Raw genomic sequence first — 17,598 nt, forward strand, 5'->3', positions numbered from 1 at the left:
GCGGCCGGTCCGGCGTCGTCGGTCGGGCGGAGCCTCAGTCGCTGGCCTTCTTCGCGGCGCCGAAGGCCACGAAGCCGCCGATGGCGAGGAAGACGTAGTCCATCGCGTCCGCGCCCTCCTGCCAGATGTCGTTCAGGCCGCCGACGCCCGCCTTGTCGAGGACCTCGCCGAGGCCGACGTTGCCGTAGTCGGCCAGGGCCAGCGCGATGAAGAACAGCTGGCCGAGGTAGACGGCGCCGAGGGAGAGGACCGCGCCGACCACGGGGAGCACCGGGTTCCGGCCGCCGAGCTTTCCGGCGGCGAAGCCGATCAGCAGGCCGACGCCGACCGCCGCGTAGCCGACCTGGCGGTCGATCGCGTTCATGATCCCGCCGTACGCGGCGGCCGCGACCAGGGCGGCGACCACGGCCGCGGCGATGCCCAGGCCGATGTTGCCCGTGCGGGCGGGCTCGGCGGGGTACGGGACGGCGGCGTCCGGGATCGCGGAGCCGGCGGCGGCGTCGGACTCGGGCGCGGGCGGCTGGATGTGCTGGCTCATGGTGGAAATCCCCCCCAGGGATTCGGGCATACGGGTGTCCGCGGAGGTCGGCCGGGGACGTATGGATGAGATAAGTCGCCGCAGGCTAGCAGGCGGCTCCGACATCCGCTGACGCCTTTTCCGGGCGGGGTCCGTCCCGGTCAGAGCCGGTGGGCCGCCCCCGCCGGGCTGGCCCCGCGGGTGTCGAGCAGCAACTGTGCCTTCACCGCGAGGCCTTGGAGGTCGTAGGTGCGGTGGTGCTGCAGCAGGATCGTCAGATCGGCGTTCGCGGCGGCCTCGTACAACGATTCGGCACGGGGCACGGGCCGGTCCCTGACGCGCCATCCGGCGACGTACGGGTCGTGGTAGCTGACCAGCGCCCCGAGGTCGAGCAGCCGGCTGGCGATCTCGCGGGCCGGCGAGCCCTCCTGGTCGCCGAGGTCCGGCTTGTACGTGACGCCGAGCAGCAGGACCCGGGCGCCGCGGGCCGATTTCCCGTGCTCGTTCAGCAGGGTGGCGGAGCGTTGGATGACGTACTGGGGCATCCGGCCGTTGATCTCCTGCGCCAGGCCGACCATGCGCAGGGGGTGGCCCGGGGTGCGGGTGGTGTGGGGGAGGTAGTTGGGGTCGAGGGGGACGCTGCGGCCGCCGACCCCCGGGCCGGGCCGGAAGGCCTGGAACCCGTACGGCTTGGTCTCGGCGCAGCGGATGACGTCCCAGAGGTCGACGCCGAGGTCGTGGCAGAGCACCGCCATCTCGTTCATGAGGGCGATGTTGACGTGCCGGTAGTTGGTCTCCAGCAGCTGCACGGTCTCGGCCTCGCGCAGGCCGCGCGCCCGGACCACCTTCTCTGTGAGGCGGGCGTAGAAGGCGTGCGCGGACTCGGTGCAGGCGGGGGTGAGGCCGCCGATCACCTTGGGGGTGTTGGCGATGCCGTGCGTCCGGTTGCCGGGGTCGAGGCGGCTGGGGGAGTAGGCGAGGTGGAAGTCCCGGCCGGCGCGCAGGCCGGAGCCCTCCTCCAGGACGGGGCGCAGGTAGTCCTCGGTGACCCCCGGGTGCGCGGCGGATTCGAGGATGACGGTGGTGTGCGGGCGCAGCCGGGCGGCGAGCGTGCGGCCCGCCTCGCCGACAGCGGAGAGGTCGAGCGCGCGGTCGGCACCGAGTTGGGTGGGGGCGCAGATGACGGCGGTGCGGACCCGGCCGAGTTCGGCGGGGTTGGTGGTGATCCGGAAGCCGGCGGCCGACATGCGGCGGATCTCGGCGGCGGTGAGGGTGGAGTCCGTGGCGGCGGCCGTGGCCCCGGTGGGTCCCGTGGCTGCGGCCGTCGCCGGACCGCTGTCGTAGCCGACCGTCTCGATTCCGGCGGCGACGGCCGCTTGGGCCAGCGGGAGGCCGAGGTGGCCGAGTCCGATGACGGCGAGATCTGCGGGCATGGGGTGCCGTCCCTTCCCTGACATGCATGAGGGGGCTGGGTGCGCAACTCCTGTGGACCGTGCAGGTGGAGTGTGGAGCTGGCGCGATGTCAGACTAGGCGTATATATGACCGATGTGTCGTATTACGGGGTGATGGTCACCGTTGTGTTGTCCACAGGCGGTGGCTGATGTCGGTACGGCGGGTCAGAATCGTGAGCGGGGGATGTGAGCGGGGTCACCCGCACCGAGCGGGAAGGACCTGCGCCGAGCGGGGACGACCCGCACCGAGCGGGGATGACCCGCACCGACGGGAGGCAGCCGTGAGGACAGCGACACTGGGGCCGATCCAGCGTGAAGAGGCGCTCGCCCGGATGGCCGAGCGGGAACTGGACGTGCTGGTGGTGGGCGCGGGCGTGGTCGGCGCCGGCACCGCGCTCGACGCCGCGACCAGAGGGCTCTCGACGGGGCTGGTGGAGGCCAGGGACTGGGCGTCCGGCACCTCCAGCCGGTCGAGCAAGCTGATCCACGGCGGCCTGCGCTATCTGGAGATGCTCGACTTCGCCCTCGTGCGGGAGGCCCTGAAGGAGCGCGGCCTGCTCCTGGAGCGGCTGGCTCCGCACCTGGTGAAGCCCGTGCCGTTCCTGTACCCGCTGCAGCACAAGGGCTGGGAGCGCCTCTACGCCGGATCGGGCGTCGCGCTGTACGACGCGATGTCGGTCTCCAGCGGGCACGGGCGGGGGCTGCCGGTGCACCGGCACCTCTCCCGCAAGCGCGCGCTGCGGGTCGCCCCCGCGCTGCGCAAGGACGCGCTGGTGGGGGCCCTGCAGTACTACGACGCCCAGATGGACGACGCGCGGTACGTGGCCACGCTGGTGCGGACGGCGGCGGCGTACGGGGCGCAGTGCGCCAACCGGGCGAGGGTGGTCGACTTCCTGCGCGAGGGCGAGCGGGTCGTCGGGGCGCGCGTGCGGGACGTGGAGGGCGGCGGCGAGTACGAGATCCGCGCGCGCCAGATCGTGAACGCGACAGGGGTGTGGACGGACGACACGCAGGCGCTGATCGGGGAGCGCGGGCAGTTCCACGTCCGGGCGTCGAAGGGCATCCATCTGGTCGTACCGAAGGACCGGATCCACTCCTCGACGGGGCTGATCCTGCGGACGGAGAAGTCCGTGCTGTTCGTCATCCCGTGGGGCCGCAGCTGGATCGTGGGGACCACGGACACGGACTGGGACCTGGACAAGGCCCATCCGGCGGCGTCGAGCGCGGACATCGACTACCTGCTGGAGCACGTGAACTCGGTGCTGGCGGTGCCGCTGACGCGGGACGACGTCCAGGGGGTGTACGCGGGCCTGCGGCCGCTGCTGGCCGGGGAATCGGACGCGACGAGCAAGCTCTCGCGCGAGCACACGGTGGCGCATCCCGTACCGGGGCTCGTGGTCGTGGCGGGCGGCAAGTACACGACGTACCGGGTGATGGCGAAGGACGCGGTGGACGAGGCGGTGCACGGGCTGGACCAGCGGGTCGCCGAGTGCGTGACGGAGGATGTGCCGCTGGTGGGGGCGGAGGGGTACCGGGCGCTGTGGAACGGGCGGGCCGGGATCGCGGCCCGGACGGGCCTTCATGTGGCGCGGGTGGAGCACCTGTTGAACCGGTACGGCTCGATGACGGACGAACTGCTGGACCTGATCGCGGCGGACCCGGGACTGGGGCAGCCGCTGGGCGGGGCGGACGACTACCTGCGGGCGGAAGTCGTGTACGCGGCCTCGCACGAGGGGGCGCGGCATCTGGACGACGTGCTGACGCGCCGGACGCGGATCTCGATCGAGACGTTCGACCGCGGGACGCGGTCCGCGCGGGAGTGCGCGGAGCTGATGGCTCCGGTTCTGGGGTGGGACAAGCAGCAGATCGAGAAGGAAGTGGAACACTACGAGAAGCGGGTGCAGGCGGAACGGGAATCGCAGCGCCAGCCGGACGACCAGACGGCGGATGCGGCGCGGTTGGGGGCGCCCGACATCGTTCCGTTGTAACTCCGGGACGCGGAGGGCGGAACCGCGGACCCGGGGCGCCCGTCCGTTGCGGAGTGAGGAACAATGAGGGTTCTGCCGGGGCGGGTTACCGCACGGGTTCTCCCGGAGCGGGCCACCGGGGTTCCCGGGGGCAGCAGGCGGCACGATCGCAGAGGGGACGCATGTCGAAGCCGGAGCACACCGAGTCGCCCGCCGAGTCGCCTGCGGCGAAGCAGGAGGCTGCGCGTGCGGCGAAGCCTGCCGTCTCGCCCGTGGCGGAGCCGGCCGTTCCGTCGGCGGTGAAGCCGGGCCCCGAGAAGCCTGACGCCGCGCCCGCGGCGGGCCCTGACGCGGCGAAGCCCGACCGGGACGAGTCCGCCGCGGCGACTGCCGGGTCGGCGGAACCGAAGGACGAGGAGCCGGCTGCGGCCAAGGCCGACCTGGCCAAGACCGGTGCGGGCAAGCCCGAGCCGGACAAGGCCGACATGGTCAAGCCCGATCCGGCCAAGGCCGAGCCGGCCAAGCCCGACCTGGCCAAGGCCGGTGCGGGCAAGGCCGAGCCGGACAAGGTCGACGTGGTCAAGGCAGACCTGGCCAAGGCCGGCGCCGCCGACTCGGTGGCCGGCGCGGGTAGAGCCGGGGAGTCCGCGTCCGAGGGCGGGAAGCGCGCGGCCGCGGCCGCGGCGAAGCCGGACCTCGGCAAGCCTGCCGCCGAGGCGGTGGAGGACAAGAGGCCCGCCGCGGGCAACTCCGTCGTCGAGAAGGCCGATGCCGTCGCCGCCGCCGTCAAGGCCGCCGCGGCCAAGGCCGCCGAGGGCGGGCAGGACGAGGGGCGCCTGCTCGCGCGGCGCTACCGGCTGCGCGAAGTGCTCGGCAAGGGCGGCATGGGCACCGTCTGGCGCGCCGAGGACGAGACCCTCGGCCGGACCGTCGCCGTCAAGGAACTCCGCTTCAGTACCGGTGTCGACGAGGACGAGAAGCGCCGCCTCATCACCCGTACCCTCCGCGAAGCCAAGGCCATCGCCCGGATCCGCAGCGGCGGCGCCGTCACCGTCTTCGACGTCGTCGACGAGGACGCGCGCCCGTGGATCGTGATGGAGCTCATCGAGGGCCCCTCGCTCGCCGAGTTCATCCGTGAGAACGGCCCGCTGACCCCCCACCGCGCCGCCGAGGTCGGCCTCGCCGTCCTCGACGTGCTCCGTGCCGCGCACGGCCAGGGCATCCTGCACCGGGACGTCAAGCCGTCCAACGTCCTCATCGCCCGCACCGGCCGGGTCGTGCTCACCGACTTCGGCATCGCCCAGGTCGAGGGAGACCCCTCCGTCACCTCCACCGGCATGCTCGTCGGCGCCCCCTCGTACATCTCCCCCGAGCGCGCCCGCGGCCAGAAGCCGGGCCCGCCCGCCGACATGTGGTCCCTCGGCGGACTGCTGTACGCCGCCGTCGAGGGCGTGCCCCCGTACGACAAGGGCTCCGCGCTCGCCACCCTCACCGCCGTGATGACCGAGCCGGTGGAGCCGCCCAAGAACGCCGGCCCGCTGACCGAGGTCATCTACGGCCTGCTGGCCAAGGACCCGGCCCGCCGTCTCGACGACGACCGCGCACGGGCGATGCTCACCGCCGTCGTCAACGCGCCGGAGCCGGTGGCCGCCCCGGTCCTCGCCCCGGCCGTCGAGGAGACCCGGCAGATCTCGCTGGCCGACGCCAAGGAGGCCGTGGCGAAGGCCGCCGCCGAGAAGGCGGCCGAACGGGCCGCGGAGAAGGCCGAGAAGGCGGAGAAGAAGGAGCGCGAGCGGCTCGAGCGCGAGCAGCGCGAACGGGCCCGCGCGGCGCTGAAGGCGACCCGCAAGGCCGCGGCCGCCGCGGCGGCGGCCACGGCGGCCACGGCCGCCGAGTCCCCCGTCCCCGCGCCGAAGCCGGGCCGGCCCTCGCCGGTGGCGGCGCCGCTCACCGACGTCATGTCCCGCCGTACGATCGCCCTCGCGATAGCGGGCGTGGTCGTCGCGCTCGCCGTGATCGGCTCGCTCATCGCCTACGCGTTCAGCGGTGACGACGCGCCGGACAAGAAGAAGGAAGAGGGCAAGGGCGGTCCGGCCACGACGGTCTCCGGCAGCCCGAACCCGTCCCCGTCCGCCAAGACCGGCGAGACCAACGCCACGACGGGCAAGGGCGGTACCGGCAGCGCAAGCGGCGAGCCGAGCCAGGGGCAGTCCCCGGGCGGGCAGCAGGGCCAGAGCCAGGGTCAGGGCCAGAACCAGAGCCAGGGCCAGGGCTCGGCTCCGGGCGGTCCCGGAGCCGGGCTCCCCGACGGCTACGCGAAGGTGACGGACCCCGGCTTCCACTTCTCGATGGCGATGCCTTCGGGCTTCAAGGTGACGGGCATAGCCGGCGAGAACTCCGGCGCCATATACAGCCGCGACGGCGGTTTCCCGCGCATCCAGGTCGACTACACCAACAGCCCCGGCAACGACGCCCGCGCCGCATGGGCCGAGGCGGTCGCCGGAACCGCGAGCTCCAGCACGAACTACCGGACGATCCGGATCGACCCGACGGAGTACAACGGCTACCCGACCGTCGCGGACTGGGAGTTCGAGCGGGAGCAGAAGGGCATCAAGGTCCGCGTGCTCAACCGCGGCTTCAAGGTGGACGCGAAGCACGGATACGCCATCATGATCAGCTGCCAGGCGGACCAATGGGACGCCCCGGAGTGCACGACGATGCGCAACACGGCGTTCCAGACGTTCCAGCCCCTGGGCTGAACCGCCCCGCCGGATCGACGGGTGACGCGCCGCCGCGTCCGCCGCGGTGGCGGCCCTCGCACTGACGGGTGACGAGCCTTTCCAGGCCCGGGACGCGGGCGGCCTGCGCGACGTATCGTGGCAGTGGGGCCATGGGGGACGTGCGCCCCGGCACTCGGGGGAGGCGAAGTGGAGGACTACGCGGGCCGGATCCTGGCCGGCCGCTACCGTCTGCCGCTGCCGCCGTCGGACGAGTACGAACTGGTCGAGACCCGCGCCTTCGACACGCGCAGCGGGCAGGAAGTCCTGGTACGGCAGGTGCCGTTACCGGAGATCGTGGACGCCGAGCTGCCGGACGGGCGGACGCCGGGGCCCCCGGCGGCCGCCGGGGGAGAACTCCCGGCCGTGCGCCGGGCGATCGCCGCCGCGCAGGCGGCCGCGTCCGTGCCGGACCATCCGCGGCTGGACCAGGTCTTCGACGTGTTCGCCGAGGGCGGGTCCCTGTGGATAGTGAGCGAGTTGGTCCCCGCGCGTCCGCTGGCCGCGCTGATCGCCGAGGAACCGCTGAGCCCGTACCGGGCGGCGGAGGTGGCGGCGGACGTGCTGACCGCCCTGCGGGTCCTGCACGCGCACGGGTGGACGCACCGGAACATCACGGTCCGGACCGTGTTGATATGCGATGACGGCCGGGTCGTTCTGACGGGCCTGGCGGCGGGCGCCGCGGAGGACGCCCTGTGCGGCTACGACCCGGTGCCCCCGGAGTCCGCGTCGGCCCCTGCCGAGGCCTGGGACGCCCCGTCGCCCCCGGTCAAGGGCTGGGTCCGGGAACCGAGTTCCGTTGCCGGTCCGGGCGGGGCCGGGGCCACGGCCACCGCGGGCGGTGCTCCGGGGCGGGACGCGGCGCCCGGGCCGGTACCGAACTCCGGCGGGGCCGCCCGGGACCGGGACGCGGCTCCCGGTGCGGGGCTCGCCGCACGGACCGGGTCGGCGGGCGACGGGGCGGAGGGCGCTCCGGGCGCGGGCGGTTACGCGCCGCTCGTGGCGCCCGGGTACGACACCGGCCCGCGGTACTCCGACCACATCACCCCCGGGTCGGCGCAGGAGCGGCCCGACCTGAAGGCCGCCGCCCGGGCCGGGGCCATCGCCGCGTACCGGGCCGGGGCGCAGGCCGCCGCCGCGCGCGTCACCGAGCAGCGCAGGGGCGGCTCCGAGCCGGCGCCGGAGCCGAGGCCGCAGGGGTCGAACCTCCCGCAGGGGTACTCGTACCCGTACGGAGGGCCGGCGGGCGGTACGAGTGCGCCGTGGCACGGGGCCACACCGCGTCGGCAGGCCGCACTGCCGCCGGCCGGGCCGTCGGAGCCGGCTCCGGAGCCCGTACCCGAACCGGCGCCCGTACCCGAGCCGGCACCGGACCCCGAGCCGCGGCCCGAGCCGTCGCCGCAGCCCGAGTCGCGGCCCGAGCAGGCGCCGGCCCGTCCCGCGCTGCCCGCACAACTGGCCCTGCCCGAGGGCTACCGCCAGGCCGAGGCCCCGGAACCGGCCGCGGCGCCGTACGCCCTGCCCGGGCAGCCCGGGCAGCCCGGGCAGCCCGGGCAGCCCGGGCCGCAGGGCGCCGAGGGCCCGACCATGGCCTCGTACCTGCCGTCCGGCGACCCCGGCCGGCCCCTGCCGAACGGCTACGGCACCCCGGGCCCGGCCCCGTACGTGCTCCCCGGGCGGCCGGATGACCGGCAGGGCCCCGGGCAGGGCGCGCCCCGGGGCGCCGGAGGCCCGGAAGCCCCGTCGGCCGACCAGGTCCGGCCCGGTCGGCCCGGTCGGCCCGGGGCGTCGGGCGAGGGGTGGGGCGGGGGCGAGGGCGAGGGCGGGCTTCGCGGGCTGGGGGCCGAGCGGGCCCGGCTGACCCGGATGGCCGTCGTCGGAGCCGTCACAGAGCGGTGGGCTCCCGAGCAGGCCGGGTCCGTCACCGGCCCCTGGCAGCTGGCCGCGCCCGTCGGGCCCGCCACCGACCTCTGGGGGCTCGGCGCGCTGCTGTACCGCGCCGTCCAGGGGCACGCCCCGTACCCCGAGGACAGCGTCACCGAGCTCGTCGACATGGTCTGCGCGGAATCCCCCGCCTTCGCCGAGGAGTGCGGCCCGCTGCGTCCCGTCGTGGAGTCGCTGCTGCGCCAGGACCCCACCGAGCGCCCCGACTTCGAGGAGCTGCGCGGCTGGCTGCGCTCGCTCGTACGGTCCGCCCCCGAGCCGGACGGCGGCTCCGGCGCGCTCCCGATGCCGGAACCCGATCCCGCGCGGCTGCCCGTCGTACGCCGGCGCGGCGACCTGCACGGCCGCCACCGCAATCCCGCCGCCTCCCGCAAGCCCCGCTCCCTGGGGCGCAGCCTGCTCCTGGGCGTCCTGGCCCTGCTCGCCGGAGCCGTCGCCTACGCCCTCCTCTTCCTGCCCGAGCGGTCCGAGCAGCAGCCCGCCGCCGCCAAGACCCCCACGCAGGCGCCGTCCGGGGCGCCTTCGCCCTCCGCGTCGCCGAAGCCCTCGCCCAGCCAGCCCCCGGCCGCCACCGCCGCACCCGCCTCCGCCCCGCCCGGTTACACCACCCAGCAGGACCCCGAGCACTTCGAGATCGCGGTCCCGAGCGGCTGGGAGCGGCGCGGGATGAACGAGGCGGGGCAGGTCCGGTACACCGACGGCCAGTACGTCCTGACCGTGGTCCCCGGCCGGGACAAGGTCGAGGGCAATCCCGACCCGGCGACGTACCAGAAGGACAAGGAGCCGGAGCTGGCCCCCTACCGGTCCTCCACCTGGGCCAGCGGCGGCGACGTCAAGACCACCAAGGTCGGCGACCAACTCCGCGTCACCGGACGCTATACGTGGATCGACGGCAACGGCCGCAGCGTCGTCGCCCGGAATTTCGTCGTGGCGCTCGGCGGCAGCTACCACGTGGTCATGGTGACCGGTCCGCAGGACGGGGAGGGCAAGGTCACCGAGGTCTTCGAAAAGGCCACGGGGAGTTACAAATCGGGCGGCTGAGGCCGACTGACGGTGACTCAGTACGGCGATTGCGTCACAGTGCTGCCGGAACCGCGCCTTCACGGTTCCAGGAGCCCCGGGCGCTCCGTAATCTGGCCCGAAGTGCACAGAGTGGCGGGGTTTCGTGGAACAGCAGACAGGTGCGGGCGCGGTGCTCGCTGGCCGGTACCGGCTCGTGGAGCCCATCGGCAGCGGCGGCATGGGCAAGGTGTGGCGCGCGCATGACGAGCTGCTGCACAGGACCGTCGCCGTCAAGGAACTGACGGCGGGTCTGTACGTGGCGCAGGCCGACCGGGAGGTGCTGCACGCCCGGACCCAGAAGGAGGCCCGGGCCGCGGCCAGGATCCAGCACCCGGCGGTCGTGGTGGTCCACGACGTACTGGAGCACGACGACCGGCCGTGGATCGTCATGGAGTACATCGACGGGCCCTCCCTCGCGGACGCGGCCAAGGCGGCCGGCCGCATCGAGCCCCCCGAGGCGGCCCGGATCGGCCTTCACGTCCTGGGTGCCCTGCGCGCCGCGCACGCGGTCGGCGTCCTGCACCGGGACGTCAAGCCCGGCAACGTGCTGCTCGCCAAGGACGGCCGGGTCCTGCTCACGGACTTCGGGATCGCCGCGATCGAGGGCGACTCCTCCATCACGCGGACCGGCGAGATCGTCGGCTCCATCGACTACCTGGCCCCGGAGCGGGTCACCGGCGGAACCCCCGGCACCGCGTCCGACCTGTGGTCGCTCGGCGCGACCCTGTACACGGCGGTCGAGGCGCGCTCGCCGTTCCGCCGCACCTCGCCCATCTCCAGCCTCCAGGCCGTCGTCAACGACGAGCCGCCGGCGCTGCGCCAGGCGGGTGCCCTGGGCCCGGTCATCACGGCGCTGCTGCGCAAGGACCCCGACGGGCGGCCCTCGGCGCAGGAGACCGAGCGGATGCTGATCGAGGCGATGGAGGGCCGGCAGCCGAAGGCGGCGCAGGCGTACGTGCCCACGCGCGCGGTGACCCCGGAGGAACTCGCCGACGCCTCCGACGCCGAGGAGGCGAAGCCGGAAGCGGCGCCCGCCCCGGCGCCCGCCCACGCTGCCGCGCCCGACTCGGCGCGCACCGCGGCTCTGCCCGAACAGCCCGGCCCCGCGCCAGCGGCCCCGGGCGGCGGCTGGATCAAGCGTGCCGCCGCCATCGCCCTCGTGGCGGCGCTGGTCGGCGGCGGCGCCGTCTTCGGCGTCCTGAAGTTCACCGGGGACGATGCGGGCAACGGCGGCGGCGACAAGAACGCGAGCGCCCCGGGCCGCCAGGACGGGGCCGACGAGCCCGCCCCGCCCGCCGGCTACACCAAGGTCGTCGACCCCCTGGCCGGCTTCACGCTGTTCGTCCCGGACGGCTGGACGCGCAAGGCGAACGGCGACCAGATCGACTACACCCCGGACGACGGGAAGCACTTCATCCGCATCGCCGCCGACCCCACCCCGGACTACCGGGACCCGTACGCGCACCTGCTCGACCTGGAGACGCAGGTGGCGAAGCGGATGGACTACAAGAAGGTGCGGCTGAACCAGAACACCTTCCGGGACAGCACCCGGGCCGCGCTCTGGGAGTTCACCTACACGGAGAAGCAGACCTACCCGGGTCCGCGCCGGGCGAAGGAGCAGATGTACATCGCCCCGGACGGCACCGAGTACGCGGTCTACATCTCAAGCCCGACCGCCGACTGGGCCACGATCGAGCAGCAGTTCGACGTGGCGCTCAGCGGCTGGAAGCCGCCCGCCGCGAAGCCCTGATTCCGCCACCCTGCCAGCGATCGCTGGCAGAAATGGCAAAATCCGGTTACCGACGGGTACCCAAAGCCCCCCGGGCGGAATACGCTCACCGCCATGACGGACTCGCAGGCCCCGGCCCCCCTCCGCAGCGCACCGCAGCCCACCAACCCGGTCGCCCCGGCCCCGGCCGGTGCCCGCACCGCCGCCGACGTGGTGACCCCCGACCTGGTCGCCCGGCTCACCCGCGGAGTGCTCGGCTCCGGCCGGACCGCCAACCACAGCCCCTTCACCGGGGCCAAGCTGGCGGACCTCCCCGAGGCCACCCCCGAGGACGTCGCCGAGGCCTTCGACCGGGCCCGCGCCGCACAGGGCGCCTGGGCCGCCGTACCCGTACGCAAGCGGGCCGCCGTACTGCTCCGCTTCCACGACCTGGTCCTGGCCCGCCAGGCCGAGGTGCTCGACCTCATCCAGCTGGAGACCGGCAAGGCCCGCCTGCACGCCCACGAGGAGGTGCAGGCCGTCGCCGTCGCCGCCCGCCACTACGGCCGCAAGGCCCCCTCGTACCTGCGCCCCAAGGGCCACACGGGCGCCATCCCGACCCTCACCAAGGTCACCGAGCTGCGCCAGCCGCGCGGGGTCGTCGGCCAGATCGCCCCCTGGAACTACCCCCTCGAGCTCTCCGTCGGCGACGCGCTGCCCGCCTTCGTCTCCGGCAACGCCGTCGTCATGAAGCCCGACACCGAGACCGCGCTCACCGCCCTGTGGGCCCGCGACCTGCTGATCGAGGCCGGACTGCCGGCCGAGGTCTTCCAGATCGTCCTCGGCGACGGACCCGTCGTCGGACCCGAGGTGGTCCGCCACGCCGACTACGTCTCCTTCACCGGCTCCACCCGCACCGGCCGCGAGGTCGCCCAGGGCGCGGCCGCCCGCCTGGTCGGGGTCACCCTCGAACTCGGCGGCAAGAACGCCATGCTCGTCCTCGCCGACGCCGACGTGGAGAAGGCCGCCGCGGGAGCCGTCCGCGCCTGCTTCTCCTCCGCAGGCCAGCTGTGCATCTCCATCGAGCGGCTGTACGTCCACGCCTCGATCGCCGACGCGTTCGTCGAGCGGTTCGCCGCCCGTACGAAGGCCATGCGGCTCGGCGCCTCCCTCGCGTACGGCGCCGACATGGGCTCGCTGGTCGGCGAGCGCCAGCTGGAGACCGTACAGCGGCACGTCGACGAGGCCGTCGCCAAGGGCGCCACCCTGGTCGCGGGCGGCACAGCCCGTCCCGACATCGGCCCGCTCTTCTACGAGCCCACCATCCTCGACGGGGTCGAGGCGCCGATGGCGGTCTGCGGCGAGGAAACCTTCGGGCCGGTCGTCTCCGTCTACCGGTTCACCGACGAGGACGAGGCGATCGCGCAGGCCAACTCCACCGCGTACGGCCTCAACTCCAGCGTCTGGACCAAGGACGCCCGCCGCGGCCACGCCGTCGCCGCCCGCCTGCGCACCGGCACGGTCAACATCAACGAGGGCTACGCCCCCGCCTACGGCAGCGCGCAGGCCCCCATGGGCGGCATGAAGGACTCCGGCCTCGGCCGCCGGCACGGCTCCGAGGGCATCCTCAAGTACACCGAGGCCCAGACCGTCGCCCACCAGCGGCTGCTCCCGATGGCGCCCTCGCTGGGCATGGACGACGAGAAGTACGCGGCGTTCATGACCCGCAGCCTCAAGGTCATGAAGACGCTCCGATTCCGTTAGGCACCACCGCTCGGGAGGCACCGCAGTGTCGGACAACACCGACGAGTACGACAGCGAGAACGCGTACGACTACGACGTCATCGTCATCGGATCGGGCTTCGGGGGATCGGTCTCGGCGCTGCGGCTGACCGAGAAGGGCTACCGGGTCGGCGTCCTGGAGGCCGGGCGCCGCTTCACCCGCGAGAGCCTGCCGCGCAACAGCTGGGACCTGCGCAACTACCTGTGGGCCCCGGCCCTCGGGCTGTACGGGATCCAGCGGATCCACCTGCTCGGCAACGTGATGGTGCTCGCGGGCGCCGGGGTGGGCGGCGGCTCGCTCAACTACGCCAACACCCTGTACGTGCCGCCCACCGCCTTCTTCGAGGACCGGCAGTGGGCGTCCATCACCGACTGGCGCGAGGAACTCGCCCCGTACTACGACCAGGCCAAGCGGATGCTCGGCGTACGCCTCAACCCGACGATGACCCCCTCCGACGTCCACCTGAAGGCCGCCGCCGAGAAGATGGGCGTCGGGGACTCCTTCCACATGGCCCCGGTCGGCGTCTTCTTCGGCGACGGCGCCGACGCGGAGGGCGGCCGCACGGCCCGCCCCGGCGAGGAGGTCCCCGACCCCTACTTCGGCGGCGCCGGCCCCACCCGCAAGGCCTGCACCGAGTGCGGCGAGTGCATGACCGGCTGCCGGCACGGCGCGAAGAACACCCTCAACGAGAACTACCTGCACCTCGCCGAGCGCGCGGGAGCCGTCATCCACCCGATGACCACCGTCACCGCGCTCGCCGAGCACCCCGAGGGCGGCTTCCGCGTCCGCACCGTCCCCACCGACGCCCGCCGCCGGGGCGTCACCAGGGAGCTGCGCGCCCGGTACGTGGTCGTCGCGGCGGGGACGTACGGCACCCAGACGCTGCTGCACACGATGAAGGACAACGGGCTGCTCCCGCGCCTCTCGGCCCGGCTCGGCGAGCTGACCCGGACCAACTCCGAGGGGCTGGTCGGCGCGCAGACCGACGACCGCCGCTACCGCAGGCGGCACGGGCACGGGAACGGCCCGGGCGGGGAACGGCGGGCCGACTTCACCCGCGGCGTCGCGATCACCTCGTCCGTGCACCCCGACGCCGACACCCACATCGAGCCCGTCCGCTACGGCAAGGGCTCCAACGCGATGGGGTTCATGACCGTCCTGCAGGTGCCGTACGCCAAGAACCGGGTACGGGCCTGGTTCGCCCGGACCGCCAAGCACCCGGTGCAGCTGGCGCGCTCGCTCTCCAACCGGCGCTGGTCGGAGCGGACGATCATCGGGCTCGTGATGCAGTCGCTGGACAACTCGCTGACGACGTACCGCAAGCCCGGCGGCCTCGGGAAGGGGCTGCTCACCGCCCGCCAGGGGCACGGCGCCCCGAACCCGGTGCAGATCAAGGAGGCCACCGAAGCCGCCACCCTGCTGGCCGAGGAGATCAACGGCTTCCCCGGCAGCAACATCGGCGAGCTGATGGGCACCCCGCTGACCGCGCACTTCCTCGGCGGCTGCCCGATCGGCGCCTCCGCGGAGGACGGCGTGGTGGACCCCTACCACCGGCTGTACGGACACCCGGGCATCTCGGTGGTGGACGGCTCCGCGGTCTCCGCGAACCTCGGCGTCAACCCGTCGCTGACGATCACGGCACAGGCGGAGCGGGCGATGTCGTACTGGCCGAACAAGGGGGAGCGGGACCCGCGGCCGGAGCAGGGCGCGGCCTACATCCGCCTGGCAGCGGTGGAACCGGCCCGTCCGGCGGTGCCCGAGGAGGCCTTCGGCGCCCTGCGGCTGCCGCTCCTGCTGCCGGTGCCGGAGGTTCCGAAGAAGGCCTGACGGCGGTCGGCCGGGGCCGCCCGACACATGTCGCGGCGGCGGGTTCTGCGCTCCCCCTCCGAGCGCAGAACCCGCCGCCGCGTACATAAGTGACAGGTGATCAGTCCGGATGGTTGCATGTGATGCCCGTCACCCTCCGAAGGGGGCAACCGAGACCCCTACTCGGCGGTCTCGATCTTCATGGACAAGCGCATCTCCCTTATGGCCGCTACGGGCTTGGCGGCGCTGAGCCTCGGCGCAGCCGCCCCCGCGCTCGCCGCGGAACCGGTCTTCCCCCTCGGCGGCCCCTCCGCCCTGGTGCTCCAGCCGTACCCGGACGCGGGCTCCCCGAAGGAGCGCAGCCTTCACTACCAGCTGGACTACGTGGGCCCCGGGAACAGCTTCCCGGGCGAGTTCACCGTCACCGTCGACCTGACCAAGGTCGCCGGGACGGCGTCGGTCCGGCTCGACCCGGCCAAGCCCCGGCCGAACTGCACGACGAGCGCCACCGCGATCGTCTGCAGGCAGCAGGGCCTGTCGGTCGCGAACGGCGTGAACGCCAACCGCTTCGACCTGCTCGTCTCGGCCGCCAACGGCAGCAAGAACGGCGCGAGCGGCGAGATCGCGGTCACCGCCCGGGTGGCGGGCGCGAGCGTCACGCCGGTCACCACCAAGCTGACCGTCGGCGGCCCCGACCTGCACCTGGGCGAGCTGCGTCTGGGGTCCGAGGTGACGGCCGGCCAGCAGCAGGACCTCCCGCTGGCCTTCGCGAACCGGGGCACGCTGCCCGCCAAGTCGGTGGCGCTCGAGCTGGACACCTCGGCCGGCGTGGAGCCGGCGGAGACGTACGACAACTGCCGGCGCCAGGACCACGGGGGCATGGGCGCCACCACGGTCTGCCGCGTCGAGGGCGAGTTCCTGCCGGGCGAGTCCTACCAGCTCGCCCCCGACTCCCCGCTGCACCTCAAGACGACCGAGCGCGCCTACCAGGACCGGCTGCACTACGGGGTCGTCCCCGACCCGGCGCCGGGCAAGGACGCGCCCGAGGGCAAGCCGGCCACCGGCAAGACGCTGAAGCTGGTCAAGGCCGCGGCCGCGGTGCCGGTCACGGACTCCAACGTGGACCCGAAGAACGCCCGCCGTGCCGAGGACACCGACCTCAACCCCGGTGACAACGAGCGCGGCTTCGAGTTCACCGCCCGGGGCGCCCGGGCCGACTTCGAGGCGGTCACCGCCTCGCCCTCGGGCAAGGCGGGCGACACGGTCGTGGCCGAGCTCGGCTTCCGCAACAAGGGCCCGGCCGTGATCAGCCACCTGCGCTCGGGCGAGAGCGTGGCCCGTACCGACATCGTGATCCCCGCCGGGGTGCAGGTCACGGACGTGCCCCGGAACTGCCGGGCGGTCAACGCCGACGGCAGCGACCGCGCGGAGCAGCAGGGCGCGCCGCGCTACTTCTGCGACGGCGGGGTGTTCGCGGACGCCCCGGGTACGTACACCAGCCGGTTCTCGATGAAGATCGAGAAGGCCGTGGCGGACGCCAAGGGCTCGGTCACCGTCGGCGAGCCGGTCGCGGGCGGCACCAGGCCGCTCTCCTTCGACCCGGTCGCGGCCAACGCCAAGGCCGTGTTCGCGGTCGAGGTCAAGGGCGGTACGAGCCCGAGCCCCTCCGGCTCGGCCTCCGCGTCGCCGTCCCCGTCGGCCTCCGCCTCGGCTTCGGCGTCGGCCTCGCCGAGCACGTCCGCGTCCGCCAACGGCGCCGCGGGCGGCAACCTGGCCTCGACCGGCAGCTCCGTCGGACCGATCGCGCTCGGCGCGCTGGGTGCGGTGGCCGTCGGCGGTGCGCTGTACGTGGGGGTGCGCCGCCGGTCCGGCGGGCACGCGTAAGCGGCCGGGACACACGGAACGGCCGGCTCGGGGCGTCCCCCGGGCCGGCCGTCCTTTTCGGGGTGACCGGGCTGCTGTCCCCTGCCGTCCGGTCACGCGAAGGAGCGAGGTCCCACGACGTACCTCCCGAGGGGCCGTACGTCTCATCGCTCCCGAAGAGCCACGCGTGGTGCTGCGGTCCCGCGCCTGGCTGACGCGGCCATCCACACCAACGAAGGGTGCCGGGGCCGGTCACGGTCCGGACGAGTGAAGAACAGGCGTGAGACCCGAAGGGGCCCCGGTCCCGGAACGGCCTCAGACCCGGCCGCGGCACAGCTCCAGCAGCGTCATCGCGAGGGTGGTGCCGGGCTTGCCGAGGGCGTCGCTCCAGTGCGCGAGCACCTCCATCTCCCGGGAGAGGTGCACCCGGCGGCCGCCCGAGGCGATCCGGGCCTGCTGGATGACGGTCGAGACGGCCATCCGCTCCTGGATCAGTCCGATGATCCGGTCGTCGATGGCGTCGATCCGCTCGCGGGACTCGGCGATCAGCTGCGCGGGGGTGGTGGTCACGGTCATTTCCTACTCCTGTGGTTCGTGCCGGCAGGAGCGGAAACGCCAGAGCGCCCCGGTCCTGTCGGACCGGGGCGCTCTGGGAAGTCAGCGGCTCAAGCGAGCATCACACGGACCCATGGCGACCGGACCGGCCGGTGCCATAGGTA

10 protein-coding genes are annotated in these 17,598 nt (G+C 73.8%); 7 read left to right on the plus strand and 3 right to left on the minus strand.

Annotation, left to right across the window (positions count from 1 at the left end):
• Nucleotides 1-34: 34 nt before the first annotated feature.
• Both ACFYZS_RS16935 and ACFYZS_RS16940 read right to left on the minus strand, forming a co-directional pair.
• A complete protein-coding gene (locus ACFYZS_RS16935) occupies nucleotides 35-538 on the minus strand; it encodes a hypothetical protein (RefSeq protein ID WP_389012388.1) in 504 nt (167 codons plus the stop codon).
• 140 nt (nucleotides 539-678) lie between these two features.
• Nucleotides 679-1,950: a nucleotide sugar dehydrogenase gene (locus ACFYZS_RS16940; protein WP_389012391.1), complete on the minus strand. Its 1,272-nt coding sequence runs from the start codon at nucleotides 1,948-1,950 to the stop codon at nucleotides 679-681.
• A gap of 300 nt (nucleotides 1,951-2,250) precedes the next feature.
• Here ACFYZS_RS16940 and ACFYZS_RS16945 point away from each other — a divergent pair, with 300 nt between their 5' ends.
• From ACFYZS_RS16945 to ACFYZS_RS16975, 7 genes are all read left to right on the plus strand, one after another.
• The gene (locus ACFYZS_RS16945; protein ID WP_389012394.1) at nucleotides 2,251-3,957 is read left to right on the plus strand and encodes a glycerol-3-phosphate dehydrogenase/oxidase; all 1,707 of its coding nucleotides are present in this window, start codon (nucleotides 2,251-2,253) and stop codon (nucleotides 3,955-3,957) included.
• 161 nt (nucleotides 3,958-4,118) lie between these two features.
• Entirely contained in the window at nucleotides 4,119-6,695 is a 2,577-nt protein-coding gene (locus ACFYZS_RS16950) for a protein kinase (protein WP_389012397.1), read from the plus strand.
• A 168-nt stretch (nucleotides 6,696-6,863) separates the two neighbouring features.
• Complete coding sequence (locus tag ACFYZS_RS16955) at nucleotides 6,864-9,698, plus strand: serine/threonine protein kinase (RefSeq protein ID WP_389012399.1); 2,835 nt, start codon at nucleotides 6,864-6,866, stop codon at nucleotides 9,696-9,698.
• A gap of 124 nt (nucleotides 9,699-9,822) precedes the next feature.
• The gene (locus tag ACFYZS_RS16960; protein ID WP_389012401.1) at nucleotides 9,823-11,469 is read left to right on the plus strand and encodes a serine/threonine-protein kinase; all 1,647 of its coding nucleotides are present in this window, start codon (nucleotides 9,823-9,825) and stop codon (nucleotides 11,467-11,469) included.
• A 93-nt stretch (nucleotides 11,470-11,562) separates the two neighbouring features.
• Entirely contained in the window at nucleotides 11,563-13,191 is a 1,629-nt protein-coding gene (locus ACFYZS_RS16965; RefSeq protein WP_389012403.1) for a succinic semialdehyde dehydrogenase, read from the plus strand.
• A 25-nt stretch (nucleotides 13,192-13,216) separates the two neighbouring features.
• On the plus strand, nucleotides 13,217-15,037 hold the full coding sequence (locus tag ACFYZS_RS16970; protein ID WP_389012404.1) for a GMC oxidoreductase: 1,821 nt from the start codon (nucleotides 13,217-13,219) through the stop codon (nucleotides 15,035-15,037).
• A 180-nt stretch (nucleotides 15,038-15,217) separates the two neighbouring features.
• Entirely contained in the window at nucleotides 15,218-16,900 is a 1,683-nt protein-coding gene (locus ACFYZS_RS16975; protein ID WP_389012407.1) for a peptidase, read from the plus strand.
• A 294-nt stretch (nucleotides 16,901-17,194) separates the two neighbouring features.
• On the opposite strand, the gene ACFYZS_RS16980 is transcribed toward ACFYZS_RS16975, so the two are convergent.
• Nucleotides 17,195-17,455 carry a chorismate mutase gene (locus ACFYZS_RS16980; protein ID WP_389012410.1) on the minus strand — a complete coding sequence of 87 codons (261 nt, stop codon included), beginning with the start codon at nucleotides 17,453-17,455 and terminating at the stop codon, nucleotides 17,195-17,197.
• Nucleotides 17,456-17,598 lie beyond the last annotated feature (143 nt).

The organism is Streptomyces sp. NPDC001903, from assembly GCF_042891345.1.
Lineage (GTDB): Bacteria > Actinomycetota > Actinomycetes > Streptomycetales > Streptomycetaceae > Streptomyces.

Excerpts from the sequence above, each read along its gene's own strand:
- ACFYZS_RS16940 (WP_389012391.1), bottom strand. The coding sequence starts at position 1,950 with ATGCCCGCAGATCTCGCCGTCATCGGACTCGGCCACCTCGGCCTCCCG.
- ACFYZS_RS16935 (WP_389012388.1), bottom strand. The coding sequence starts at position 538 with ATGAGCCAGCACATCCAGCCGCCCGCGCCCGAGTCCGACGCCGCCGCC.
- ACFYZS_RS16950 (WP_389012397.1), top strand. The coding sequence starts at position 4,119 with ATGTCGAAGCCGGAGCACACCGAGTCGCCCGCCGAGTCGCCTGCGGCG.
- ACFYZS_RS16980 (WP_389012410.1), bottom strand. The coding sequence starts at position 17,455 with ATGACCGTGACCACCACCCCCGCGCAGCTGATCGCCGAGTCCCGCGAG.
- ACFYZS_RS16975 (WP_389012407.1), top strand. The coding sequence starts at position 15,218 with ATGGACAAGCGCATCTCCCTTATGGCCGCTACGGGCTTGGCGGCGCTG.
- ACFYZS_RS16965 (WP_389012403.1), top strand. The coding sequence starts at position 11,563 with ATGACGGACTCGCAGGCCCCGGCCCCCCTCCGCAGCGCACCGCAGCCC.